Here is a 25,805-nt window from a genome sequence, read left to right as displayed (position 1 = left end):
TCAGAGACTGGCGAGAAGCCGCTCCAACTCGGGGGTGTTGGCCGTCATGTCGAACTGCCACTCCGACCGATAGGCGTCGTAGGACCACCTGCCCTGGGGGTGGCTCTGGTCCGGTGCGCTCCAGAAGTAGTGGGTGTCCGCCCCGAGCGCCGACGCGAACAGATGCTCGTTCCGAGCGTCGTAAGCCTCTTGGGACAAGACGATCAGAGTCGACAGGCGCTGGGTGTAGAGCAGGCTGAAGAGGTTCGAGCCTGCGAACCCCGCGACGACCTCGGCCTCGGCGAAGATCGTCGCCTGAGCCGAGAGATCGAGCAGCTCGGGCTGCACGATCTCGAAGCCGTGCGCAGCGAAGAACTCCTCCACCTCGAGGTAGTTGTGGCATCGGCGGTTGCCGATCCGTCGCGTGACGAAGATCCGGCGGTGTCCTGCCCCAGGCTCCTTCACGAGGCCGGCCCGGAGACGGCTCCAGACGTCCCGGAGGCCCGGGTGCACATAGTGAGGTGCATGGTTCTGCCACATCGGAGTGGCTCCGACGATGGATTCGGCCCAGACCGGCTCGTCGATCCACACCTGGTCCTGTTCGGCGATGCCGTACGCCGTCAACAATCTCTGCTCGAAGGGAACCCCGGGCTTGATCGGGTCCACGGTGCGCGTCCGCAACAGGATCTTGAGCTCCGGGTCCTCCTTCTTCGCGACGTCCCATCCCCATAGCTTGGCCAGTGCTTCGGTCATGAAGTGGCCGAAGTGCCCCGTGTTGCTGTAGTCGAGGTAGTAGTACGTCCCCTCCAGCCGGGTCCGGGGGACGTGCTCCTCCCGGAATCGGGCGAACTCCGGACCGGCGTTGAGCAGTCTCGGGTTGATCGGGTTGTCGACCCAATGGAATCGGAATGAGTCCGGCAAGACGCTGTCGCCGGTGTGCAGGACTGCCCCACGGGTCACGGCCAAGTGCCCCTCGTAGCGACGCAGGGACACCATGGGGTAGTCCAAGCGCTGCCTGAACCCGCGCAGCGGAGCCGAGCCCCCGCGGTTGTAGGAGTGCAACTCTCCCTGCGCCTCGAGGGTGCCCGGTGCGAGGGTGGCCAGCGGGGTCACCCGCAGTCCCGGCTCGCGACGCCGCAACAGCCTCGTGGTGGTCACGTCATCGCGCACCTTGAGCAGGTGATCAGTGCGCTTCCCGACGATGATGTAGTCCTCCGCGAACAGGACCCTGCTCACCCCCAGCCGAAGCTCGCGCTCCAGACCCGAGAGGTCGGCGGTGTCGTCCGGGAGCCAGGAGCCCACCTGGGCGGCCGTGCGTCGCAAGGTCGGCAAGAACCCCGAGCCAGTGGTGATCGCAGGCCGCGGAACGACGTAGGCACCACCCCGGCAGAGGTGGAAGAAGAGGCGGGTCCACGCGTCCCGATGCCACCGCCCCTTGGCTGAGCGCAGGTTGATCAGCAGGTCGACAGGACCCAACAGGCTCAACTGGTGGTGCAGCTGGTCCAGAACAGCGGCCTTCCGGAACGTGGCACCGAACCCGGTGACCTTCCATCCGGGCTGCGCCTGTCTGGCGAGGACCCTGGTGCGGTCGCCTCGGAAGGCTTCCAGGAGTCCGTGCATCACCTCGTCCGGGACGCGGTGGTCGGCGAGAATGACGACGACCCTGTCCTTCCCCTCCGGAAGGAGTGCCCGATAACGGTTCCACAGGGACTCCGCGGGCGTGGCGCCACCTTCGACGTCGAACGGACGGGTGGTGCCAGGACGCTCATCCCCGCCGTCGCCCCGGCGCAGTTCGGTCAGCGCCGCTCGCAGCCGCTTGACGGGGGCCCCCCGGTCCATGGCCGTGCTCCTCTCGTTCCGAATTCGCGTGCCCACGGTCTGCGTGATCCCTCCTCCGCAGTTGCGCGGGCTCCCCGCCGCTCCACGGATCGCCCGAAGGCTTCAGATGACGCCCGAGCGAGAGTCTCGGCTCGGGCCGCACCCGCTAATAGGAGTGCCGTATCGCGAGCACCTTCCGCACACCGTCCAGGTCGAACGGCTCACCCAGCCAGGAGAACAGCCCCTCGAGGCTGGCCGGATCGGCGACATATTCGTCATAACTGACCAGGTAGGCGTCCTCGCCCATTTGGGTGGCGGCGTCCCGGATCCGGGCGTCGAATCTCCGCAGAGCTGCCGGATCGGTCTCCTTCCACCACTCGCTCTGCTGCACCTGCTCGAGATCACGCACGTTCATCACGAACTTGGCGCCCGGAAACACGTCCTTCAAGAAGCGGAGGTACGGCACCAGATCCCGCTTGTTCCACCGGATCTCCTTGAAGCCGGTGACTCGAGTGTCCGGAGTCGGCAGGAGGAGCGACTCCTCGACCAGCTTGCGCATCCCACGCTTGGCCTCTTCTGGCCGGTAGTTGTCGATGCCGAACCAGGGAGCATGCGGTCGCTCACTCGCGCCCTGCCGGTCGGCCCTGTTGGCGTGCTTGCTCAGGGTGGTGTGGAAGTTGTAAAGGTCGAAGGTCACCCCACCGTTCTCCCCGCGGATCAGGTAGCCAGGGATCGAGTTCAAGATCCCCATCAGGAGAGTCGACCCGGATCGCCCGTAGGTGACCACGAAGACATAGGATCGCGCCCGGTCCTCGGCGCGTGGTGTCTCAGACATTCGTTCGATCATTCCTTCGCACGGAATCTTCCGAATGCGCGGCCGACTCGCCCACGCAGCGAGCGAGCACGGAACTCCCGGGCGGCCTGCTCCCTGCCCTTCGCCCGCGCCGCTCGGACTCGACGCTGCAGGACCTGTTTGAACTCCTCGTCGGCACGCTGCTTCGTCTCTCGGACACGGGCCTGGGTCTCGTCCTTGGCGATGGCCGCCGAGGCCCTGAACAGATCCGCGTACTGCTCGGCCGCCGCGTCGAACATCGCATCCGCCTCCGCACTGCGCCCGCCGTTCGCGGCGAGGAGGCCACCGGCCTCCCACAGCGACTCCGCGATCTCGGTCAGGGCAGCAGGAAGATCCAGATCCTCGAAGCGGAGAGCGTGGCGCCGCAGTCCCGGCTCGATGAAGTCATCCACGTCGTGGTGGACGCCCGCTTCCAGGCTGTGATTGAGCACGACGCCCGTCGCCACCTGGACCTTGGCCATCTCGCGTCGCCAGTCGCCGAGCAGATCCTCGTAGCGCACATATGCGCGTGCGTAGCCGCGCGTCTGCCGCTCGGCCATGATGGTCTGGTTGACCCAGCCGGCCAGGTTCATCACCGCGAAGTTCCACGCTCCGAGCTGTTCCCCACGCTTGCCGTAGTGGGTGGAGCGGCTGCCGACGACCTCAGCAGGGTGACGCAACATCGTGACGAACCCGATGTCGATGCCGAGCTTCCGACTGGTGTCGACCCACAGTTGCGGTACCCAGGAGGAGCGCGGGTCCTTCACCACGATCTGGTCCGCCTCCTCGGCGACGCCGGTGAGCCACTCCAGGAGTTCGGCACGGGTCTCATCCGTGACCGCCTCATGCATCAGCGCCAGCGCCTCGGGGCGGCCATCGATCTGCTCGATACCTGCCCTGTCCATGAGCCGGCGATGGAACCACAGCGGCCAGGTCGACTCGAAGAACCCACGTGGGTTCGACTCGTTCGGCTTGAGCACCGGCAACGGCACATGCATGCCGAGATAATGCAGGGTGCCTGCGATGGTGCTGGTGCCGCTGCGCCCGGCGCCGGTCACCAGGATCAGCTTCCGCCCGCCAGGCGGGGAGGCAGGGGCCGGGCTCGTCTCAGTCATCGGTCTCCCGCTCTGCAATGACGTCTGTTTCCGGCCCGAAGACCCGATCGACCAGGCGCTCAGCAGAGTGCCCGTCGGAACGTGCGTTGAATGTCTGGTTGAAAAGGCCATAGGCGTCGCGGTACGTCGCGGCTGAATCGCCCAGTCGCAGCACTTCCCTGCGAAGTTCGTCGGCCGTGTGCACCCTCGGGCCCGGTGCTGACTCCGCGTACTCGAAGAGCCCGGGAGTCTCGCGGAGGTAATGCTCCTCGTCGGGCACGTAGAAGATCATGGGCTTTCCGGTGACGCCGTAGTCGAACCGGATGGACGAGTAGTCGAAGACACCAGCATCAGAGGCCAGGATCAGGTCGTTGATCTCCGGGTAGTCCGTTGCGTCGATGACACCGGCCGAATGGCCCGCACGGTAGCGGTGACGCTGGTGTGCAGGGTGTCCACGCAGCAACAGTCGGTAGCCGTCGCCCAGCGATTCGGCGAACTCGTGGGGGTCGAGAAACTCCACCATCTTCGACTTCCACGGGTCCGACGCCGTGTTGTCTCTCCAGGTCGGGGCGTAGAGAAGCAGCTTCACGTCGTCGGGTACGCCGAGTTGGCGCCGGACGCGCTGTCTGACCGACGAGGCCTGTGGGGCGAGCAACGCATCGTTGCGCGGATGCCCGATCTGCAGTGTCTCCAGCCCCTCGATCGGGAAGTTCTCTTGGTACAGCTGAGCCGCCAACGGGCTCGGCGCAACCAGGTAGTCCCATTGGCTGCGCGCGGCCAGCCCTTCGGCAACGATCCACGACGGTACCGACATCACCCGCCAACGGTGCAGGCCCATCGACTTGAACGGGTGCCCGTGGTAGGTCTGGATGACGACCTGCCCCGCCTGCTTGCGGAACTCACTGGGGAGCTCGTGGTTGACACAGATCCAGCGCGACTCGGCCAGGGCCCGCAACCATTCCTCGGAGCCTCGCAGAACCGGCTCGGCTCCCTCCGGGAGCCGCACGGTGTAATCGTTGACCCCCCAGATCAGCCGGAGATCCGGCCGCCGGCGTCGCAGGACGCGATGGATCGCCAGCTGAGAGTCGGAGGCGACCTCACCCCGGAGACACTGGAAGAACACCGCATCCGCCAACACTCGATCCTCGCCGAAGACTCGCTCAGCGGCGGCCAAGAGGGCCGCTCGGCTCGGCTCACCGCCCGCGAACGGACGGACCACGCGGATCACGAAGGCGAATCGCCGACGCAACAGCTGGAGTCGCAGGTGGCCGACCAGCATGGCCGGCGGGATGTCGATCCCCTGGCTGATTCGCGTGGTCGTCTCCTCCCCGTCAACGAGCAGTACGACGCGATATTCGCCGAGCGGCAGGACTCCCTCGGTTTCCTCGCCCCACTCGGAGTATCGGAAGGGAAGCAGCAATCGGGCCTCGCCACCGATCGGCGCGACCGACTCGGAGGGCTCGGTACTCAGCCGCTCGGAGAGCAGGTGTGCCTGGGCCGAGCCCACCGTCTCAGGGAGCCCCGAGACTGTCACCGCGAGCCCCTTGTCGGTGACCTCGGCTGCGGTGATCACCGGATGCTCGCGCGGTGTCATGAACCACTGCCCGCCGAATGGCCCTCGCCCGAGCTCGACCTCGCTGGTGCGCAGCACCTCCGCGAGCTCCGGCGAGACGAACAGTGGCTTCGTCTTGTGACGGGCGTCGAGCATCTCGAGACGCCACTTCTCGGGGGCGCCGTCGAGGTCGATCTGATAGGTGGCCGGGCCGACCTTGGTGGCGAGGGTGCGCGCCTTGGTCAGCCAGTCCACGCTCGTCACCGACTCCACCGTGTCGTCGCTCAGCTTCAGCCGCACCGCGGAGTCAGTGAGCTCGACGCCGGTCGCCAGGACAGCGTGTCGTCGAACCTGGATCTGGGGGCCGGTCCCCTCACAGGTCACCGTTGCGATCGCCGACCCGTCGACGCTGTGCTCGACGATGACGTTCTCCAGCCCGGGATAGGCGATCGCGTGGAGCGGAGCCGTCCGCGTCACCGAACCGGACCGCGTCCGCACCGAGATCGACCAGGTGCGGGTCGATGCCTCACCGGCACACAGAGCGGTCCCGTCGATCTCCGCCCGGAAGTCCGCGTCCGGGTAGGTCAGGTGCCAGTGGCTGGGATGTGGGCCCAGGAACTCGTCCTCCACCACGGTGCAGGGGATCTCGAGTTGATCGTGCGTCGCGGTGTCGCTGAGGATCAAGGTCGTCTCATTGGCGTGGGCCTGACGGTCCAGGAACTCGATGAAGGCACGCCCTGTGATTTCGAGACGTTCATCGATCCACCGGGCGCCCGAGAACCAGGTGTGGAGTCGCAGCTGGTCCTCGGATGGCGCGAACAACTCATCGGGCACCGGAAACCGAGAGTCCTGGAACATCGGCAGTGCCAGCACCGAGCCACCCGCCACGGAGCGCACCGGGAATTCCTTCGCCCGCCGGCCACCACGGTGGCAGAACTCCAACACGGCCTCCCGGCCGTGGACAAGGGCGAGGTAGGTCATCACCCGGTTCTCGGCAGAGCAGTCGGCGAGTGCTGACAGTTGGTCGGCGCTGACGACGTCTCGAGCCATCTCCACGACACCGTCGAACTCGACATCGCCCTTCTCGCACGCCTGGGCGAGGTAATTGGGCAGGTGGTCATCGACGAGCGTCCAGCGCCAGGCGTCGATGATCTCCGCCGGCTGCCCCTCGAGGAGGTCGCGGGTGAGGTCGATCGCCTTGCGACGAGCCTTGACCCGGTGGGGCTCCACGATCGCGAAGCTCAGGGAATCCTCGCGCTTGCGCCACTTGTATGTCACGGCCCGGAGCACGTCGATGGTGCCAGCACGCAGATAGACATCGGTGATGAGTGGCTGGTCCTCGAACAGCACGCCCTCCCGGAAGCGGAGGGCGTGACGCCGCCAGAAGTCGGTGCGGTAGACCTTGTTCGGCGAGTAGAAGTCGCGCAGGATCTTGGGGAATTCGGCCAGTCGGATCCCGATCCGATCCTCGTGGTGCAGGTCCCGCGCCCAACCGATCGGTCTATCGGCACCGGCGCGGATCCTGGTCATCTGACCGACGGCCACGTCGGATCCCGACCCCTCCAAGGACTCGATCATCCGCTGGTACGCCGCCGCCGGGATGATGTCGTCGGAGTCGACGAAGGTGAGGTAGTCGCCACTTGCCTCCTGGACCCCTCTGTTGCGCGCGGCGCCGAGGCCGGCGTTGCTCTGGGTGACGATCTCGATCCGCTCGTCGCCCTGCGCATACGTCTCGACGATGGCCCGGGAGGAGTCCGTCGACCCGTCATCGACCACGATGATCTGGAGGTGGCGGTAGTCCTGCCCCAGCAGGCTGTCCAAGCACTCCGCTACGTAGTCCTCCACGTTGTAGAGCGGGACTACGACACTCAGCAACGCCACCGGCGACTCGGACTGCTCGGCTGATCCGGGTGCGGCGTCCTCGGCCGGTGTCTGGTCTCGGCGCAGGCGCTCCCGCAGCGCCCGGAGTGACTTGCGCACTCGACGCGTCTCCTTCGTGAATCTCGACTAACCGAGCCGCGCTCGTCGGCCCCCGGCAGCGTAACAATCGGACGCTGGCGCCGAATCCTACCGGGGGGAGCGCCTGTTCCATGGCCGCCCCCGCCGCTCGTGCCGATCGGCCCGCCGAGTTCTAGCTGTCCCCTCCGAAGAATCGGGCGACAAGTCGCTCCGCGGCGTGTCCGTCGTGGAAGTACTGGAACTTCGCGTTGAAGTCCTTGATCCGCTCCGCGTAACCGGCCTGGAGGGACGCCAAGTCGGACAACGCCTCGACGGCCTCCTCGGTGCTGCCCACCATCGGCCCGGGTGCGGTGTCGGCGAAGTCGAAGAGGAAACCGCGAACCCCTCCGGTGTAGTCGGCCAGATCAGGCACGAGGAACACCATCGGTCTCTCGGTGAGAGCGAAATCGAACCGCAGACTGGAGTAATCCAGCACAGCGGCGTCACTGGCGAGGATCAGGTCATTGATCTCGGGGTAGTGCGTGACGTCGATCAGCGCGGCAGACTTCGCCGAGCGCTCCCCCGCTCCGGCGTGGTAGCGGTGGCCCCGCATGAGGAACACGTAGTTCTCGCCCAGCTCCCGGCTCGCCGACTCCACGTCGAGATGCTCGACGCTCGCGGCTTCGGTGTACGACTTCGCCAGGTCGTCCCGCCAGGTCGGTGCGTACAGGACCACCTTCTGTCCGGGACCGATGCCGAGTCTCTCCCGCGTCCGGGTGCGGATCTCCGCCGCGGACGGGAGCACCAGCGCATCGTCCCGGGGATACCCCTCATGGTGGATGGGCCCGTCATAGGCGTACTCGGCTCGGTAGTAGGTGTCCATCTCGGGCACCGGCGTCACGATCAGATCCCAGCCCCGCATGGTCTGGTCGAGGGCCATCTCGAGCCGGCGCGGGGTGAACTGCTTGGCCCGCCACATCCGGAGGCCCATCGTCTTGGCCGGGTAACCGTGGAAGGTCTGCAGGAACCGCTGTCCGGGACGCTTGCGCCACCACCACGGGAAATTGTCGTTGCTCACGATGTAGCCGACCCGGGCCATCACGTCGAACCACTCCGGTGACTCGATGATCACCGCGATGCTGCCCTCGGGCACGCGGGAGGAGTGGTCGGCGATCCCCCAGTAGACGGTGATCTCGGGCCGGGTGCGGCGCAGCTCGCGGTAGATCTCCAACTGGCTGTCCGTGGCGGTGGCGCCGCCGTAGACGACGAAGTAGGCGCTCTGTTCATCGATCGGCGCCGTACTGTCCCGCAGTTGCTCCCGGAGCAGATTCTGTTCGTAGGGGGCGGCGACGTCGATCGCGACCGGTGGTCCCAGCTCCACACCGACGGCACCGTCCGGCGAGAATCGCTGCCGGAGGCGGAACTCGTCGCCGACCCGATAGTCCAACAGACCGCGGATGAACTCGCCGCTCGGCAACACGGGACGGTCGGAGTCAGCACTCAACAGGTGGAAGTCGTACTGCCCGGTGGGGATGGCCGAGGGGCCGAGCCCCCACAGGTCTCGGCGGGTGTCGAAGGTTGCCGAGAAGCCACCCTCGGGGAGGGTCTCCATGGAGACCTCCTGCCGATGCCGAGCACCGTGGAGAACCATTCGCGCGGCCAGCGGCGTCGTACCGATCCAGCGGCCCTCCACGGTCATCGTGTCGGCGCCGAGCCGGACCCTGTCGACCGCGGCGGCCTCCGCCAGCTCGAGAGCCTCGCTCGTTCCAGCTGCGGTTCGAGTGAGGAGCACCCCGGCTCCGCCCGCGGCCCACTGCTCGCTGCCGCCCTCGCGCCACGCGATCGACCTCGTCTTACCCCCGACGAGAGCTGTCAACGTCCAGGCGCTGGTGGTCGCCATCGGTGCGGACGGCAACTCGACCCGTACGTCGCCGCTGTCCGTGACATCGGCCTCGACGGACTGCCCGCCCCGGTCGGCGCGCACCGAACTCACCCCGGCGTCCGGCGAGAAGCGGAAATGGAGCGTCCGGCCCTCCACCGTGGCGAGCGCGGGAAGCACCCCGTTCCCGGGCGCCACGGTGAAACCGAGTCCGTCCGTGTCGACGCGGTGCATCCTGACCGAATCGCCGGCCGCGGTGTGACGCACCGGCTGGTCCCTGGTGCCCAGGCGCCCCGCAGGGCTTCGTCCCTCGAGGCTGACCGCAGACGTGGTGCGCGAGACCCCTTGCACGGTGATCGACGTCTCCAGCCGCCACGTCCCGCTCTTCAAGGAGGCGAGGTCGACTTCGACCGTGCAAGCGCCGGGCCCGTAGTCCTGATACCGATGACCGAAGATGTGGTTGGTGGCCGGGTCCAGCCGGGAGCGAACCGGGAGATCGACGACATGGCCGTCCTGGTGGACGAGGTGGACCTCGATCCGGGGAGCTGTCCCGGCCATGTCCACGAAGTCGATACGGGCGATCAGGTCGAGCTCGAGAAGGTCCGGACGGCTGCGAACGTCCACCAGCCGCAGCCGTCCGGGCGTCTCCTCGGGGCCGAGGACGAATCGCACCGGTGCGAGGCCGGTCGCGTCGTCGCAGAAGGGGTACTGCGCATGGACGACGCCGCCTCGCACGCGCGTGCGCACCGCCCCGCGCTCATGGAACCGTCGGATGTGGAAGTCGACCAGGTCCTCGCGACGATCGGCAAGGAGCAGTGAGAGTCTCACCCTGGGCTCGCTCGGGATGCGGAGCCACCCGTCGTCCGACAGAAGCTCGGCGAGAGCCGATCCCACCTCCCGCAGCTGTGTCCACTGTTCCTGGCTGAACCTCTCGGTGTCGGCGAGGAATCGCGGCAACTGGTTCCCCAGAACCTCGACACTCCAGTGTTCCTGCGCGCCGGGCGACGTGCGGGCCGCTTCGGTCAGCGCACCGTTCACACCGTCCACCCAGGCCGCCAACTGACCCGTCGTGTCGTGCTGGTATCCGACGGGGGTGGCCGAGCGGCGCTCCTTGTCCAGGTAGGTGCGTCCCACCAGGACGTCGACGCTCCTGGCTCGGACCAGCGCTCCCAGCGCGACCGCGCTGGCGTCGTCGGCGTCGCCGCCGAAGGCGAGGCCCGAGCTCCGCCAGAACTCGGTGCGGAACAGCCGGTTCCCCAGTGCGGTGTCCGCCGCCAGCGCCGGGAACTCACTCAGCGACGTGCCGCGCAGTCGCGTGCTGTGGACGCGATCCTGGGTGCGGCTCGCCGATCCAGTTCGGCCGACCTTGCCGACGGCGAGATCGGACCCACTCTCCTCGAGCGAGGCCACCCCCAGGGCGATCCCCTTCGGCGGCAGCACATCGTCACCGGAGAGGAAGCAGAGGTACGTGCCGCGAGCGTGCCGCGCACCCCAGCCCCGGGCGAGGTCACGGTCTCCGACGACCTCGCCGGCCACGGTGACCCGCTGATCCTCCGCGCATGATCGGCCCACCAGACGAGTGACCTCGGCGCAGGCGCCGTAGGGGACGAACAGGATCTCCAGGTCGTCGTGCGTCTGCCCGCGGGCCGAGGTGAGCGCCTCGTGGATCCACGCCAGATCCGCGTCCGAGCCAGTGACGATGACAGAGACTGTGGGGGCTTGCGGCTGCTCGCGATCCACCCTTCCCGAATCCGGCAGGGCGCGACGTCGGGAGCGGGCGACCTGGTCGACCAGCCTCTTGACCTGTGACCCCACTCGCACACCGGCTCCTCATCCGCGTTCGACCACGTGCGGCCGATCGGTAGTCGTCACCCGATCGACCTGAACTCCCCAGGGACCCTACCCGTGCGGTCTGGTCTCGGCCGACCGGTGTCGAGGCCACAACTGTTCGATCGCGTCGACGACGCGCTCGGTGGCGTGACCGTCCTGGAACGGGTGGTAGATGGCGTTGAACTCGGCGAGTCGATCGGCCCAGTCCGCGCGCAATCCGGGCACGTCCCTGAGATGGGCGAGTGCCGCAGCGGTGGACTCCACGATCGGCCCGGGCGCGGAGCCGAGGAACGGGAAGAGGAAGCCGCGCGTGCCGCCGTCGTACTCCGCCAGATCGGGAACCAGGAAGACCATCGGCTTCTCCGCGAGCGCGACGTCGAAACGGATCGAGGAGTAGTCGAGCACCGCGACATCGCAGGCCAGGATCAGATCGTTGACCTCGGGGTACGCCGTGACGTCGATGATCCGAGCGCCGCCGTGCGTCGACCGTCCGAGGTCCGTGGCATGGAACCGGTGACCGCGGACCAGGAGGACGTGTCCTGTGCCCAACTCGGCGGCGGCCCCCACGACGTCGAGATAGTCGCCCATCTCGGCCGCTCGGGGGCGGGTCGCCAGATGGTCCCGCCACGTGGGTGCGTACAGCACGACCTGTTGCTCAGGGCTGATGCCGAAGAGGTGCCGTACCCGGTCCCTGGAGGCGCGACTCTCCGTCCTGGACGGTGCGAGGGCGTCATCACGGGGGTAGCCATGCTCGACGACCGGACCCTGATAGTCATACTGCTCGCGGTAATGACGAGTCATCTCCGGCGTCGGGGTCACGATCAGGTCCCACGTGGCCACGGTCCGACGACGGATCGCGCGCACCCGCCTGGGGGGGAACTCTCGGGCCTCCCATTGCATCGCTCCCATGGCCTTGGCCGGATAGCCGTGGAAGGTCTGGACGACCAGCTGATCCGGCCGGTGGCAGAACCACTCGTCCAGATCCGTGTTGCTGATGACCAGGCTCGCCCGCTCGAGGACGTCGTAGTGCGCTCGGCTTCGCAGCACCACCGGTAGTGCGCCTTCGGGTGCCTGCTGGCTGTGGTCGAGGATTCCCCAGTACGCCGTGAGGTCGGGGTGCCGGCGACGCAACTCGGCCAGGATGGCGGCAGGCGAGTCCGTCGCTGTGCGTCCGGCGTAGGACTCCAGGTAGACGACCCGGGGGTCGGTGGGCGGGCACCCGGCTCGGGCCTTCCCGGCGTAGGCCGCACGCAGGAGCTCCTGGTTGTAGGGCCCGGCCTCGGCATCGCCGTACGGCGGAGCAAGCTCAACCCTCAGACTCCCCCGAGGCGCATGGCGGACCGTGACGCGATGGTGCTCGCTGACCCACCCGAGCGGTGCCGCGTCGAGCAACTCCACCGCGGGCACCGCTTCGCCCAGATCAAGGCGATAGCTGCCCAGGGGGAGCCCCTGCTCCGAGCCGAACAGCCGACGCTTCAGGGGCAGCTTCACCCGGGATGGGACGGGTGACTCGGGCGGGAGCGGCTGGGGAGCTCCGGGGGCCTCGTCGACGAGACGTACCCCCCGGAGGTCTCCGGTGCCGGTCATCACCAACTCGTCACCCTCGAGCCCCACGGCGGTGATCACGCCGGTGGTGGAATCGGTGGGCTCGGGCGCTCCGAGTGCAGCCGGGATGCGTATCTCGGTCTCCCTGACGAGCCCGTCCACGTCGAGCCGCAGCCGCACCATCCCTGGCCCTGGCGCAACGATCCGGAAGGTGCCGGGACCAGCGGAGGCGAAGCGTGTGCGCGCCCACCGTTCGGCCGCACTGTCAGGGGCCGCGGCGACCTCCAGGGAGGCACCGTCCCCGTCCCATGCCTCCAGGCGGGGATACGTGCCGGCGAGGTCGACGTTCCTGATGCGGCAGAACAGGTCGACGACCAGAGCCCCCGTGCGATCGGTTGGATCACGAGGACGGCGACGGTGCACGTGTGCGACCAGGGGGGTCTCCTCGGGGTCCAGGACACGGAGCTGGTCGTCCAGGTGGACGGACTCCGCACGCAACAACACCTGCCCGTCGCGCTGCTCCGTGCGGATCTCCGAACCCCAGCCGAGCGTCTCCTCGACGAATGCCTCGAGGTCTCGACGCCGCCCGGCCGCCGCCAGTCCGATGAGTATTCGCGCAAGGACCGTCCCCGGCCGTTCAAGTGGCGAAGCCGCCCAGTCCCGCAAGGTCGCCCATTGTGCCTCGCTCGCCCTCTCGGCGTCCTGCAAGAACCTGGGAAGAACGATGGTGGCGACGTGACGACCCCAAGCCGACCCGATCTCTGTGCCGACGGTGAGTTCCGCGAGTCTGGCGGCTCTCGAGCGCTCCCGCTCGATTCCGGGCAGTGGGCTCGGCGTCGCTCCGTAGGCACGTCTGCCGTGGTCGTGGGAGTACCGGTAGAGCGGGCGCGCTACCCGCCGACCCGTCGCCAGATCCTGCAGGAGTCGGGCGGCCACCGCGGAGACGAGCAGCCCCTCCCCCGGGAGATCCGCCGCAGCACGCGTGGCCTCGGAGAGCGCAGCCGCCGGCCACATTCGCCCGATCAGCCGCAGGTCTCCCTGCTCGGGCCCTCGCCAGGTCTGATCGAGCCAGGGGTCGTCCTCACCGATCTGCTCGATCCCCCCGGTCACGACGACGTCCATCTCCGAGCGCGAGGCGATCCGGTGGAGGGCGCTCGCCGCGGCCGGGGCCAGCTGGTCACAGCCGCGCATCACCAGCACCTGCTCTCCGGCCACAGGACGCACGGCCGCTGCCAACGCCGACCGCACATCCACCGCCGACGGCATCAGCTGAAGACGCGGGTCGCCAACCCTCGACACCGCTGCCGCGACTGCTTCCGTCTCCCCCTGGTCCAGCGCCAGCGGGGCCACGACGACGGCGAGATCCTCGTGAGTCTGACCAAGGGCGCTCCAGACGGCCGAGTCGAGACGTACGACGTCCTCGGGCTCGCAGACCACCACCACGCTGACGCGACCACCGGGTGTGAAGTCACCGACGGTCTGCCCTGCACGTCGACGGATCCGTTCCATGGCACGGGACAGGCGACGCGGGGACACAGCCGCATTGTGCCAGCCCGAGCCCACGCCCCGACCCGGCGCGGGCAGCCCCGCGACCTGCCCACCGCGAGGGGAGCCAGACACGCGAAACGGCCCGCCCGGTCAAGACCGGGCGGGCCGTCGAGGACTTCGCTCTCAGCTCAGGCGCTGAGCTTCTGCTGCTCCCAGCGGGCGCGGGTCGCGTCCAACTCGGCACGGACGGCGTCGAGCTCGGCCTCGAGCTCGGCCACGCGGATCATCGCCTCGGCGGCGCGTCCCTCGGCCACCTCGAGCTTGCCGGAGATCAGCCGGCCGTGGCGCGCCTCCTCGCTGCGTGCCCGGAGCGCGTCGGCTGCTCGGGCGTGCGCGGCGGCGAGGGCCTCCTCGAGTTCGCCGACGGTCTTCTCCCGCTCCGCGATGACGCTGGACATGTGCTGGTCGTGGGCCTGATGCTCGGCGACCCGCTGCTCGGTGATCCGCTTGTAGGCCTGGGCCTGCTCGGCGCGGTCGCGGGCGGCGTCCCGCCGGGTCTGGACGAGTTCGGCATGGGTGATCTTGGTGGCCGCGGCCCCGAGCACCAGTGCCGCGAACGCGGCGAGCACGATGAGCAGCGTCGAGCCGCTGAGCACGGCGCCGATCACAACCAGGGCGGCCAGCACGAGCAGGCCCACCGCGACGGTGAGGCGGGTGCTCCGCTGACGTCGCCGTGTGGCCTGTGTGGCTGATGGTGAAGACATGGGCCCGAGACTAGGGCACCGCCACCGCGACCCCGCGGAGGCGCGCGGCCCGTCGAACTCATCGACCCACATCCGCGATGCACCCCCGTCTGTCCCCGCCGCACGAGCAGGCTCAGGGGTACGGCGCTCAGGGGTACGGCGCTCAGCCGGCGCGGGAGGTGTCGGCGCCGTCGCCCCCGTCCTCGGGATCGCGGACCCGGCAGGCCCGCTCGAGCAGCAGGGCGCCGGCGCAGATGCCGATCCCGGCGACTCCGGCGATAACGGACCGGATCAGGCGCTGGGTGGCGAGTTCGTGGTCCATGCCGATCCAGCTCACGGCGTACCCGAGGTAACCACCGGCGACCAGCGCACCGACCAGCGCACAGGCGCGGGCGAGCACCAGTCTGTTGACAGCGCGGTGCGGTTCGAGCGGGATGTGGTGGACGTGCACCTGCCGCCAGGTGCTCCAGGCGGTGAAGCCCAGGATCGCGGCCGCCATCAGGAGCAACAGCGGTTGCGCCCAGGAGACGATCGGCGCGTGGCCCCACCAGGACTCCCCGAGCGGCCGCAACAGCCAGCCGCCGACCAGCCCCACGACCGCCCAGGCCGTGACGACGCCGGGCCGGGTCGGGGCAAGTCGGCGACGCGACCCATCACCCGGCTCTTCCGGGCGAGGGGGCTGGTCGTGCAGACTCACTCGATCTCGAGCGCGAGGTCCTCGCGGAGCGTGATGGTGTCCTTGGCGACCTTGTCCAGCAGGTCCGCGATCGCGCCGTTGCCGGGGATGGTGGCATCCGGCTCGACGTCGTGCCACGGCTTCAGCACGAACGCGCGCCCGGAGGCGCGCGGGTGCGGAAGGGTGAGGAAGTCGTCGTGATTGATCCGCTCGCCCACGACGATCAGGTCGACGTCGAGGGTGCGCGGCGCGTTCTGCACGTCGGTGCGCTCCCGGTCGAAGGCGTCCTCGATCGCCAGGGCCCGGTCGAGCAGGCGGGCCGCGGACATGGTGGTGTCGAGCAGCACGACCGCGTTGAGGTACTTGCCCGCGCCCTCCGGGGAGTCGACCGGCTCGGTCTCATAGACCGGGGACACGTCGGTCACCCAGACGTCGGGGGTGTCCGCCAGCGCACTGACCGCTCCCTGAAGCGCCGCCATCCGCTCACCCAGGTTGGAACCGAGTGACAGGACCGCCCGCCGGATCGGCCGCATCTCTCCGGTGAGGGTGTCTGCGTCGATGATGTTCGGGTTGGGGGTCTCAGTCACTGGATGCCCTTCGCGTGATCGTCAAGGTGACGTCCGAGAACGTCGCTTCGATAGGTGCTTCTGGTTTGTGGAGTGTGACGCGAACCCATTCAACACCGATCGCCAAGAGACAGACGTCGGCGATGCGCGGGGCAAGCGTTTCGATCAGATCGACGGGATCCCGTTCGACGGCCCCCTTGACCGACGCGACGAGGCTTCCGTAGTCGACCGTGTCCTGCAAGTCGTCGGTGCGCGCCGCAGCCGTGGTGTCGACGCCGAGCACCAGGTCGACCACGAAGCGTTGCCCCTCGCGCTTCTCGAAGTCGAAGACACCGTGATGACCGTGGCACACGATGCCGGTGACCGCGAGTTCGTCGAGCCCGACCGGCACCCCGACGTACGTCGTCGGCGAACTCATGCCGACACCTCCTGGATCTTCTGCACGGCGGCGAGCGCATCCCTGGCGGCGCGCACGTCGTGCACCCGCAGACACCACACGCCCCGTTGGGCGAGGACGACGTTGACCGCGACGTGGGCGCTCTCCCGTTCACCGACCGAGCGCAACCGGTCGGCTGCCGGCTCGGCCCCTGCGTCGAGCTCTCCGAGCAGATGGCCGAGGAAGGTCTTGCGGCTGGCGCCGACCAGGACCGGGAACCCGAGGTCGAGGACCCGGTCGATCCCGGCGACCAGCTGCCAGTTGTGCTCGGCGCTCTTGGAGAAGCCCAGGCCGGGGTCGAGCACGAGCGCGTCGTCCTCGAGGCCGGCGGCCCGGGCGGACTCGACCCGTCGCAGGAGTTCGTCGCAGACCTCGGTGACCACGCCGCGCGGGTAGTCCAGCAGTGCGGCCTGCTGCATCTGAGTGCTGTGCGCCCGCCAGTGCATGGCGACGTAGGTGCCGCCGCCGTCGGCGGTCACCTGGAGGATGCGGGGGTCGGCGAGCCCCCCGGAGACGTCGTTGACGATCCGGGCACCGGCCCGGAGCGAGGCCTCGGCCACCTCGGCGCGCATGGTGTCCACCGAGATCACCGCCCCGCGGGCCGAGAGCTCCGAGATCACCGGGATGACCCGGGCGAGTTCCTCCTCGACGAGCGGCCGGGTGGCGCCCGGTCGGGTGGACTCGCCACCGATGTCGAGGAGGTCCGCACCTTCGTCGAGCAGTTGCACGCCGTGCGCGACCGCGTCATCCGTCGCCAGGAACCGCCCACCGTCGCTGAAGGAGTCGGGGGTCACGTTGACGATCCCCATCACCCTCGGGCGACCGATCGGCGAGAACAGCGGCGACATGCCGCAAATCTATCGGGCAGTCTCCTGGGACGATTCACCGGTAGGCGCCAGAGCTGCCAACTCCGACCACAGGCCAGCGAGCTCGTCCGGCGACGCTGTCCCGCCGTCCCGCAGCTCGACAAGCCGCTTCCACGCGTCCGAGTTCAGCAGGACCTGCGGGTCCACCGCAGTGCGCCGTTCGCGCCACTCGAGCGGAACCTCCTGCGGATCGGGCCCGGTGATCGAGGCCTCGATCTCCGCGAGGTTGTCGTCGAGCACCGTGTTCGTCGGGTCGAGACCGACGATGAGATACGTGCCCGTCGGGGAGGTGTTGACCGGGATCAGGGTGAGGTCGGGGCGATACCGGGTGAGCACCTCGTGGACCTTGTAGACGTCCCCGGTCCAGGCACTCGTACGCCGAATCCGATAGGCCTCCAGGTTATTGCGGGGCAACATGTCGTCGAGCAGCACCACGCCCGTGGTCGCCATGTGCTTCTCCGCGTTCATGAAGTCGCGCAGAAGGAACTCCGACAAGTGCATGCCGTCGAGGAAGGCCAGATCGACCGGCGTGCCGCCCAGGTGGTCGAACGCATCGGCACGCGCGAAGAAGCTGTCGCTCTCCTCCCTGACCAGCTGCACGTCGCACTGGAGCGGCTGCTGGACCGTGAAGAAGGGGTCGACACCGAGCGAGCGGGTGCGCGAGATGGTCATGCTTCGCCCCGTGGAGACCCCGACCTCGAAGTAGGTGCGGGGGCTCAGCACCTCATGGAGTCCGGCCAGCAGCTGGTGCCGTGTCACGGTGGGGGTCGGGAAGGTCGCGCTCGGAGCCGGGCTGGCCCAGCCCACCGGAGGTGCCTTGGGAATGAACCCCTCGGGCTGGCGGCCGAGCAGCTCGATCCGCCGCGCCCGGGTCAGCTTCGCAGGGGCCTTCTTCTTCGGCCCGCCCTTCTTCGGCTTCTGCCCAGCCGGCTTCCTCTTGGCCGGAGCAGCGCTGCCCTCGACGTCCAACATCGTGATCAGTCCACGGCGAATCTTCCGTTCGGCACGCCGCACTCCAGCGGTCCGCTCCGGGCCGGCGAGCCGGTCCAGCGCGCTCCCGACGCTGTGTCGAATACCCATCAAGCCTCCTACGTATTGGAATTCACCTGGTGCCCTGCACGACGAGCGGGCAGCGCCACTCCCCGCATTGTGTCGCGAACCACTCTCGGCGACTCAGGCGCCCTCGCCGGGTGCTCGCGGTGACGAGGGGCCGAGCATACTGCCCTGCCACGACGGGATCCGGGACGATCGCGAGGCGAGACGCTGGCGGGTTCATACCACCATGGGCTCCGACATGGCGGCGCGCGAAACGCCGACGTCAGGCGGAATCTGGAGGTGCGACGGATGGGTTGTGCCGAACTGCCCACTCCGCCATGGCCCCGTTCAGGTCCCCTTCTGCCCCGATGCGGTCCAAGAAGCGAGGAAAGTCCGACTCGATCGTTTCGACGTTGATCGTCATATGGGGACGACCACGAAGGAAGTCCTGGATATTACTTGTCACAGTGTCCACGTAGTGGTTCGCCACATCGATGTGCCTGTCCTCGGGCCAATCCTGCGTTCGAGTGAGGATTCCGTGTGCGAATGCGCGGATGATCGAGGCGCGATACGCCCCGTCCCACCGATTCATAAAGCTGCGAGCCACGGCGTCCCGGTCCCGCAGGAGGTGGACATAAAGAACCTCTCGACCATCCCAGCGGGCGCCCAAGGCACCCAGGTGCCAAGCCAGCCGATTGTCGACCTCGATATGTCCCTGCGGATAGCCGAATCGCTCCTCTCCGAGACGTCCGGAGCGGGTCTCATGACCCGCCGAGTAGTTGGTGAGGTGACCGCATGCCTTGCTGAAGGTGACCGATCCGCTGCGGCCGGTGCATAGGACGAAGACGTTCATCGGTCGGGAGCCTGACCCTCGCTTCGTCCGGGGCCAGCGACCAATCATCGGAGTCTCCGTTCCACAAGGGCCCATTCACACACGCGCTCGGCCATCAGATCCTAGGGCACCTGCTTACGCCGGCAGAGGCGGACCACCGGGATGCCGAACTCGTTCGCGGCGCAGTGCCCGTACCCACGAGTCCCCACCTACATCGCTACTCAGCACCGCCACACTTCGAATCGCTGTGCGTCGAACCTGGTGTGGATCGAAGTGCCACTCCCCTCCTGCGCGCTACTCTCCCCGCCATGGCCTCCAGGAATCAGCTCGAAACCTACTTCCGGAACAACGACGGTCGACTCATCCACAAGTGGCTGCACTACTTCGAGATCTATGAAAGACACTTCGAGAGGTTCCGCGGAAAGAAACCGGTGGTGCTCGAGTTCGGGGTCTCCCAAGGGGGCTCGCTGCAGATGTGGCGCGACTACTTCGGCCGCGGCGCGCGCATCCACGGCGTGGACATCAACCCACGGTGCAAGAGCCTGGAGCAGCGCCGGACCAAGATCTTCATCGGCGATCAGGCCGACCGGACGTTCCTACGCTCGATCGTCGAGGAGATCGGCCGGCCCATCGACGTGGTCATCGAGGACGGAGGCCACTATCCCGTGCAGCAGATCAACACGTTCGAGGAGATCTATCCGCACATGAGCCAGGAGGGGGTCTTCCTCATCGAGGACCTGCACACCAACTACTGGCCGAAGAAGTACGCCGGCGGCCTGCGCAAGTCAGGCACCTTCATCGAGTACGCGAAGGACCTCTCCGACCAGCTCAACGCGTGGCACTCCCGTGAGGAGAGCTTCAAGGTGGACGATTTCACCCGAACCACGACCTCGATGCACTTCTACGACAGCATCATCGTCTTCGAGCGTGGCCAGCGGGTGCGACCCACCCACCAAATGACGGGCACGCCGACCGTCCGTGACAAGGACTGGGCAGAGAAGCGCGGCCCGGTCTCGCGCCTCGTGGAGAGGTTCCGCTGATCCGAGCCATCGTGGAGCCGCGCCACGAGCGCGGCTTCCACGATCAACGGCGGTGGATCAGCGCCATCGCCTCAGCGCGGGTGGCAGCGCTGGCCAGCATCGAGCCCCGCACCGCGGAGGTGATGGTGCGGGCGCCGGCCTTGCGGACGCCACGCATGGTCATGCACAGGTGCTCGGCCTCGATCACGACGATCACACCACGTGCCTCGAGGATCTCCATGAGGGCGTCGGCGACCTGGGTGGTGAGCCGCTCCTGCACCTGAGGGCGCTTGGCGTAGACGTCGACCAGCCGGGCGAGCTTGGAGAGCCCGGTGATCTTCCCCGACTCGGCCGGGATGTACCCGACGTGCGCGACCCCGGTGAACGGCACCAGATGGTGCTCGCACATCGACCACAGCTCGATGTCGCGCACCAGCACGAGCTCGTCGTGGCCGAGGTCGAAGGTGGTGGTGAGGACGTCCTCGGGCTCCATCCGCAGGCCCGCGGTCAGTTCGGCGTACGCCCGGGCCACCCGCGCCGGGGTCTCACGCAGCCCTTCGCGCTCGGGATCCTCCCCGATGGCGGCGAGCAGCTCTCGCACCGCCGCTTCGGCGCGGGCGTGATCGAAGCCGGGTACGTCGCGGGTGGTCGCGGCCAGTGTGACCGGGTCGATGCCCGGCACGGCGTCCGAGGACGCCCCTGAGTGAGTCATACCCGGCTCACTGGGGCGCGTCGCCGGAGTCGGCACGGCCGGTCTCATCGCTCTGCCCGGTCTGGACGGGCTGGGTCACCACCGCGGCCGGAGTCGGCAGGTCGGCCTTGGCCCGGTCGCGGATCGCCTGCGGGATCTCCACCGCCGGGATGGCCGAGGGCTTCCGGTTGGGCGAGCCGGTCCAGGCCGGCCGAGGGGGACGGCGGCGCAGCGGCTCGAAGATCCGAGCGATCTCCTCCTTGCCCAGGGTCTCCTTGTCCAGCAGCTCGAGCACCAGCGAGTCGAGGACGTCGCGGTTCTCCTCCAGGACGTCGAAGGCCTCCTGGTGGGCGGTGTGGAGCAGGCCGGTGGTCTCCTCGTCGACGATCCCCGCAACCTCCTCGGAGTAGTTGCGGGAGTGGCCGAGATCGCGCCCCAGGAAGGGCTCGGAGTTGGACTCCCCCAGCTTGATCGCGCCGAGGCGCTCGGTCATGCCGTACTGGGTGACCATCGCGCGGGCCAGGTTGGTGGCCTTCTCGATGTCGTTGCCGGCACCGGTGGTCGGGTCGTGGAAGATCATCTCCTCAGCGGCCCGGCCGCCCAGCATGTAGGCGAGCTGGTCGAGCATCGCCGAGCGCGGCTGGGAGTACTTGTCCTCGTCGGGCAGGACCATGGTGTAGCCCAGCGCCCGCCCGCGCGGCAGGATCGTGATCTTGTGCACCGGGTCGTTGTGCGGCAGCGCCGCGGCGACCAGGGCGTGGCCGCCCTCGTGGTAGGCGGTGATCAGCTTCTCGTGCTCGCTCATCAGGCGGGTACGCCGCTGCGGGCCGGCGATGACCCGGTCGATCGCCTCGTCCAGCGCGGTGGCGGTGATCAGCTTCTCGTTGGACCGGGCGGTGAGCAGCGCGGCCTCGTTGAGCACGTTGGCCAGGTCGGCGCCGGTGAAGCCCGGCGTACGCCGGGCGACCGACTCAAGGTTGACGTCGGAGGCCAGCGGCTTGCCGCGGCTGTGCACCTCGAGGATCTTGGCGCGGCCGGAGAGGTCGGGGGCGTCGACCTGGATCTGACGGTCGAACCGGCCCGGTCGCAGCAGCGCGGGGTCGAGCACGTCGGGACGGTTGGTGGCCGCGATCAGGATGACCCCGCCGCGGACGTCGAAGCCGTCCATCTCGACCAGCAACTGGTTGAGGGTCTGCTCCCGCTCGTCGTGACCGCCACCCATGCCGGCACCGCGGTGCCGGCCGACGGCGTCGATCTCGTCGATGAAGACGATCGCGGGCGCGTTCTCCTTGGCCTGCTCGAACAGGTCGCGGACGCGGGAGGCGCCGACACCGACGAACATCTCGACGAAGTCGGATCCGGAGATCGAGTAGAACGGCACCCCGGCCTCGCCGGCGACCGCACGGGCCAGCAGGGTCTTGCCGGTGCCGGGCTGGCCGTAGAGCAGCACACCCTTGGGGATCTTGGCCCCGACCGCCTGGAACTTGGCCGGCTCCTGGAGGAACTCCTTGATCTCGCCGAGCTCCTCGATCGCCTCGTCGCAGCCGGCGACATCGGCGAAGGTCGACTTCGGCATGTCCTTGGAGATGAGCTTCGCCTTGGACTTGGCGAACTGCATGACGCCACGGCCGCCGCCACCCTGCACGGAATTCATCAGGAACAGGAAGAGCAGCACGATCAGGATGAACGGCAGCATGAAGCTGAGGATCGAGCCGAGCAGGCTCGGCTGCGCGATCTCGGTCGAGTACTTCTCGATGGTGCCTTCGTCGATCTGCTTCTGGACCTCGGTCTCCAGTTGCGCCTGGGTGCCGTCCAACCAGAACGAGGTGACCTCGTCGCCGCTGTCGCGCACCCCGTCGTCCAGGGTCGCCTTGATCTCCTGGTCACCGTCGACGAAGGTGAGTTCGTCGACCTGACCCTGCTCGATGTAGGAGACCATCTGGGACGTGGAGATCTCATCCCCACCCCGCTGGGGGGCGAGGTACTGGAGGGCCAGGAGCACGCCGACGACGGCGACGATGATCCACAGCCACGGACCCTTGAAAATGCGCTTCACGAGCTTCTCTCGACCGGTTTTGGTTGGAACTGCCGACGGTACAACGTCTGGACGACTCGGATCGTCCCCAGCCGCCGCGACCACCATTGTCGCAGCCCGCACCAATGCCGATGCAGGCAGCCACGATCGTGGACAGGGAGCACCACCTCAGCGGGCAGTCCGCCCGGGAGCACTGCGAGAGGAGGTGCCCAGCTCCACTCAGGAATAGATGTGGGGTGCGAGGGTGGCGATGTCGCGCAGGTTGCGGTAGCGCTCGTCATAGTCGAGGCCGTAGCCGACCACGAACTCGTTGGGGATGTCCCAGCCGACGTACCTGGCCTCCACCGGCATCGTCTGCGCCTCCGGCTTGCGGAGAAGCGTGGCGATCTCCACGCTCGCCGGCCCGCGGGAGGACAGGTTGGCGACCAGCCAGGAGATGGTCAGACCGGTGTCGATGATCTCGTCGACGACCAGGACGTGTCGCCCGCTCAGGTCGGTGTCGAGGTCCTTGAGGATCCGGACCACGCCGCTGGACTTGGTGCCCGAGCCGTAGGAGGAGACGGCCATCCAGTCGATCTCGACGTGCCGATCGAGGTGGCGGGCCAGGTCGGCCATCACCATGACCGCGCCGCGCAGAACGCCGACCAGCAGCAGGTCCTCGCCCTCGTAGTCGGCCCGGATCTGCTCGGCCAGCTCCTTGAGCCGGCCCTGGATCTGATCTTCGGTGTAGAGGACCTCGACGAGGTCGCCGCTGACGGAGGAGACGTCCATGACTCGGAGCCTAACCGGCCGACCCCCCGGACACCTGATTCGGTCGACGGTCGAAGACGAGGCGGCCCTCCCGGCGTACGCCGCGGAGATGGCCGGGCAGGTCGATCCAGCGCTGGCCGCGCCAGCCGGTGATCAGGGTGTCCAGGGCCAGGACGTGCTCGTGGAAGAGCTCGGCGCCGGGCGCGCCGGCGGCGAGCGCGGCCAACCGGAGCACCCGGCGCCGGATGGCGGTGGGCAGCTCGGCGAGTGCCTCGACCGACAAGCCGTGCGGCACCGGCTCCCCCGGCCCCGCAGGTGGGGCGAGGACGGCGAAGGCCGCCTCGGCCTGATCGTCGAGGTGATCCATGTCGACGCGGAGCTGGTCGGCGGTGCGCGCCAATGTGGCCGCGACGCCGGGGCCGAGCTCGTCCTCCAGCATCGGCAGCACCCGGGTGCGCACGCGCACCCTGGTGTAGGCCGGATCGCTGTTGTGCGGGTCGGTCCAGTAGTCGATCCCCTCGACCTGGCAGGCCGTGACGGTGTCCGCCCGGGAGACATCCAGCAGCGGCCGGCGGTAGCGGTCGAACCCGCGCCGCATCCCGGCCAGCGAACGGCCACCCGAACCACGGGTCAGGCCCAGCAGCACGGTCTCGGCCTGGTCGTCACGGGTGTGCCCGAGCAGGATCGCCTCGGCCCCGACCTGCTCGGCGACCTGGTCGAGCACGTCGTACCGCGCCCGCCGCGCGGCCGCCTCCGGTCCCATGCCGCCGCCGTCCTCGACGGTGACCCGGGCCGTCACGGTCTGGGCGGCACCGAGCTGGGCCATCTGTTCGACCACATGGGCGGCGTACTCGGCCGACCCCGACTGGAGAGCGTGGTCGACGGTCACCCCGAGGACCACGAGCGCCTGGGTGCGTGCCTCGGCGACGGTCGCGCTGAGCAGCGCCAGCGAGTCGGCGCCACCGGAGCAGGCCACCAACACGGTGGCCCCCGGGGTCAGTGGTTGCAGGGCGGCGCGTACGCCGCGGCGTACCTGGGCGAGGGCGGGATGCAGACTCACCGCCGGCTCACAGCACCCGCGCGATCCAGGCCTGGGGGTCCGCGATCTCCGCGGTGGAGGGCAGGTGGGCGGGCTCGGCCCAGACGGCGTTGAACTCGTCCATGCCCACCTTGTGCACCACCCGCCGCACGAAGCGGGCGCCGTCCCGGTACTGCGCCATCTTGGCATCCAGGCCCAGCAGTCGGCGGAGCATCCGGTCGAGCGAGCCGGCTCCCTTGCGTCGCTTGTTGAACTTGGTGCGGATCTCTCGCACCGTGGGGATCACCCCGGGTCCGACCCCGTCCATCACGACGTCCGCATGACCCTCCAGCAGGCTCATCACACCGGTGACCCGGTCGATGATGGCCTTCTGCTCCTCGTTGCTCACCGCGTCGAGGAGGCTTCCCTCCCGGCTGCGGACCGCCTGTCCGACCCGACGCAGGCCCTCGTCGAGCAGACTGTGGGTGTCGAAGGTGCCGACCAGGTGCTCGATCTCGCCGAACAGGTGCTGCCGCAGCCACGGGACGGCGGTGAACTGCACCCGGTGGGTCTCCTCGTGCAGGCAGACCCAGAGCCTGAAGTCGGTCGGGTCGACGTCCATCTCACGCTCGACGTGGACGACGTTCGGGGCGACCAGGAGCAGTCGGCCGTGCGGCTCGAAGAAGGGGTCGAACTGGCCCAGCACCTTGCTGCTCAAGAAGCCCAGCATCCCACCCAGCTCGGTGCCGGCCACCTTGGCGCTGACCGCGGTGGACCACGCGCCGGGAGGCTTGGTCTGCTTGCGCGCGAGCGCCTCGGCGACCGGCCCGATCAGGCCGGCGAATCCCTCGGCGTTGGCCCGCACCCAGCCCGGACGGTCCACCACCAGGACCGGTGCCGTCCCCGCAGGAGCCTCCAGCCCGGTGTGCTCGGCCACCAGCCCGGTGCTCCTGCGCGCATGCGCACGCAGTTCGGCGACCACGTCCGAGGCCTCCTGCGCGGTCACCTCCGGCCCGTCCCCGGCGATCCGGGCCCCCAGTCGGCAGGCAAGCTCCCAGTCGACCATCGAGGCTCCGGCGGGTCCGTCGTACGACCGTGATGCAGGCAGACTCATGTGCCCGACGCTAGCCGAGGGCTGGGCGGCCGCGGGACGCGTGGGCCGCGTCGATCGAGTGAGTGCGCC

General features: G+C 68.5%; 19 protein-coding genes. 1 reads left to right on the top strand and 18 read right to left on the bottom strand.

What is annotated here, in order from left to right:
• The 13 genes from G515_RS0111735 to G515_RS0111675 form a co-directional block, all read right to left on the bottom strand.
• Complete coding sequence (locus tag G515_RS0111735; protein ID WP_028660288.1) at positions 1-1,818, bottom strand: glycosyltransferase family 61 protein; 1,818 nt, start codon at positions 1,816-1,818, stop codon at positions 1-3.
• 145 nt (positions 1,819-1,963) lie between these two features.
• Positions 1,964-2,632, bottom strand: coding sequence for a sulfotransferase (locus G515_RS21050; RefSeq protein WP_051218305.1), 669 nt, complete (start codon positions 2,630-2,632; stop codon positions 1,964-1,966).
• Positions 2,633-2,640: 8 nt separating this feature from the next.
• On the bottom strand, positions 2,641-3,744 hold the full coding sequence (locus G515_RS0111725; RefSeq protein ID WP_169570566.1) for a sulfotransferase family protein: 1,104 nt from the start codon (positions 3,742-3,744) through the stop codon (positions 2,641-2,643).
• The gene (locus tag G515_RS0111720; RefSeq protein WP_028660286.1) at positions 3,737-7,255 is read right to left on the bottom strand and encodes a bifunctional glycosyltransferase/CDP-glycerol:glycerophosphate glycerophosphotransferase; all 3,519 of its coding nucleotides are present in this window, start codon (positions 7,253-7,255) and stop codon (positions 3,737-3,739) included. The genes G515_RS0111725 and G515_RS0111720 overlap by 8 nt, the downstream gene beginning before the upstream one ends.
• A gap of 151 nt (positions 7,256-7,406) precedes the next feature.
• Entirely contained in the window at positions 7,407-10,913 is a 3,507-nt protein-coding gene (locus tag G515_RS0111715) for a bifunctional glycosyltransferase/CDP-glycerol:glycerophosphate glycerophosphotransferase (protein ID WP_084653482.1), read from the bottom strand.
• A 78-nt stretch (positions 10,914-10,991) separates the two neighbouring features.
• Complete coding sequence (locus tag G515_RS0111710; RefSeq protein WP_157571088.1) at positions 10,992-14,003, bottom strand: CDP-glycerol glycerophosphotransferase family protein; 3,012 nt, start codon at positions 14,001-14,003, stop codon at positions 10,992-10,994.
• Between the two features lie 140 nt (positions 14,004-14,143).
• The gene (locus G515_RS0111705) at positions 14,144-14,719 is read right to left on the bottom strand and encodes a hypothetical protein (protein ID WP_028660283.1); all 576 of its coding nucleotides are present in this window, start codon (positions 14,717-14,719) and stop codon (positions 14,144-14,146) included.
• Positions 14,720-14,861: 142 nt separating this feature from the next.
• Positions 14,862-15,395, bottom strand: coding sequence for a DUF3180 domain-containing protein (locus tag G515_RS21045; protein WP_245565360.1), 534 nt, complete (start codon positions 15,393-15,395; stop codon positions 14,862-14,864).
• Positions 15,392-15,961 carry a 2-amino-4-hydroxy-6-hydroxymethyldihydropteridine diphosphokinase gene (folK, locus tag G515_RS0111695; protein WP_028660282.1) on the bottom strand — a complete coding sequence of 190 codons (570 nt, stop codon included), beginning with the start codon at positions 15,959-15,961 and terminating at the stop codon, positions 15,392-15,394. The genes G515_RS21045 and folK overlap by 4 nt, the downstream gene beginning before the upstream one ends.
• The gene (folB, locus tag G515_RS0111690) at positions 15,954-16,358 is read right to left on the bottom strand and encodes a dihydroneopterin aldolase (RefSeq protein WP_051218303.1); all 405 of its coding nucleotides are present in this window, start codon (positions 16,356-16,358) and stop codon (positions 15,954-15,956) included. The genes folK and folB overlap by 8 nt, the downstream gene beginning before the upstream one ends.
• Complete coding sequence (gene folP / locus G515_RS0111685; RefSeq protein ID WP_036555458.1) at positions 16,355-17,224, bottom strand: dihydropteroate synthase; 870 nt, start codon at positions 17,222-17,224, stop codon at positions 16,355-16,357. The genes folB and folP overlap by 4 nt, the downstream gene beginning before the upstream one ends.
• A gap of 9 nt (positions 17,225-17,233) precedes the next feature.
• The gene (locus G515_RS21040) at positions 17,234-18,322 is read right to left on the bottom strand and encodes a class I SAM-dependent methyltransferase (protein WP_157571087.1); all 1,089 of its coding nucleotides are present in this window, start codon (positions 18,320-18,322) and stop codon (positions 17,234-17,236) included.
• 238 nt (positions 18,323-18,560) lie between these two features.
• Positions 18,561-19,130, bottom strand: a complete 570-nt coding sequence (locus G515_RS0111675; RefSeq protein WP_036555457.1) for a hypothetical protein — start codon at positions 19,128-19,130, stop codon at positions 18,561-18,563.
• A gap of 287 nt (positions 19,131-19,417) precedes the next feature.
• Here G515_RS0111675 and G515_RS21035 point away from each other — a divergent pair, with 287 nt between their 5' ends.
• On the top strand, positions 19,418-20,149 hold the full coding sequence (locus G515_RS21035) for a class I SAM-dependent methyltransferase (protein ID WP_051218298.1): 732 nt from the start codon (positions 19,418-19,420) through the stop codon (positions 20,147-20,149).
• Positions 20,150-20,192: 43 nt separating this feature from the next.
• Here G515_RS21035 and folE read toward each other — a convergent pair whose 3' ends face one another.
• The 5 genes from folE to G515_RS0111645 form a co-directional block, all read right to left on the bottom strand.
• Positions 20,193-20,840 carry a GTP cyclohydrolase I FolE gene (folE, locus tag G515_RS0111665; RefSeq protein ID WP_051218295.1) on the bottom strand — a complete coding sequence of 216 codons (648 nt, stop codon included), beginning with the start codon at positions 20,838-20,840 and terminating at the stop codon, positions 20,193-20,195.
• 7 nt (positions 20,841-20,847) lie between these two features.
• Entirely contained in the window at positions 20,848-22,875 is a 2,028-nt protein-coding gene (ftsH, locus tag G515_RS21030; RefSeq protein ID WP_051218293.1) for an ATP-dependent zinc metalloprotease FtsH, read from the bottom strand.
• A 198-nt stretch (positions 22,876-23,073) separates the two neighbouring features.
• Positions 23,074-23,625, bottom strand: coding sequence for a hypoxanthine phosphoribosyltransferase (hpt, locus tag G515_RS0111655; RefSeq protein WP_028660277.1), 552 nt, complete (start codon positions 23,623-23,625; stop codon positions 23,074-23,076).
• Positions 23,626-23,635: 10 nt separating this feature from the next.
• A complete protein-coding gene (tilS, locus tag G515_RS21025; protein ID WP_036555456.1) occupies positions 23,636-24,664 on the bottom strand; it encodes a tRNA lysidine(34) synthetase TilS in 1,029 nt (342 codons plus the stop codon).
• A gap of 7 nt (positions 24,665-24,671) precedes the next feature.
• Positions 24,672-25,736, bottom strand: coding sequence for a zinc-dependent metalloprotease (locus G515_RS0111645; RefSeq protein ID WP_245565359.1), 1,065 nt, complete (start codon positions 25,734-25,736; stop codon positions 24,672-24,674).
• Between the last annotated feature and the right edge of the window lie 69 nt (positions 25,737-25,805).

This window comes from Nocardioides insulae DSM 17944, assembly GCF_000422825.1.
Classification (GTDB): domain Bacteria; phylum Actinomycetota; class Actinomycetes; order Propionibacteriales; family Nocardioidaceae; genus Nocardioides; species Nocardioides insulae.
The sequence above is the reverse complement of the archived record's forward strand: the minus strand, read 5'-3'. Positions and strand labels throughout refer to the sequence as shown.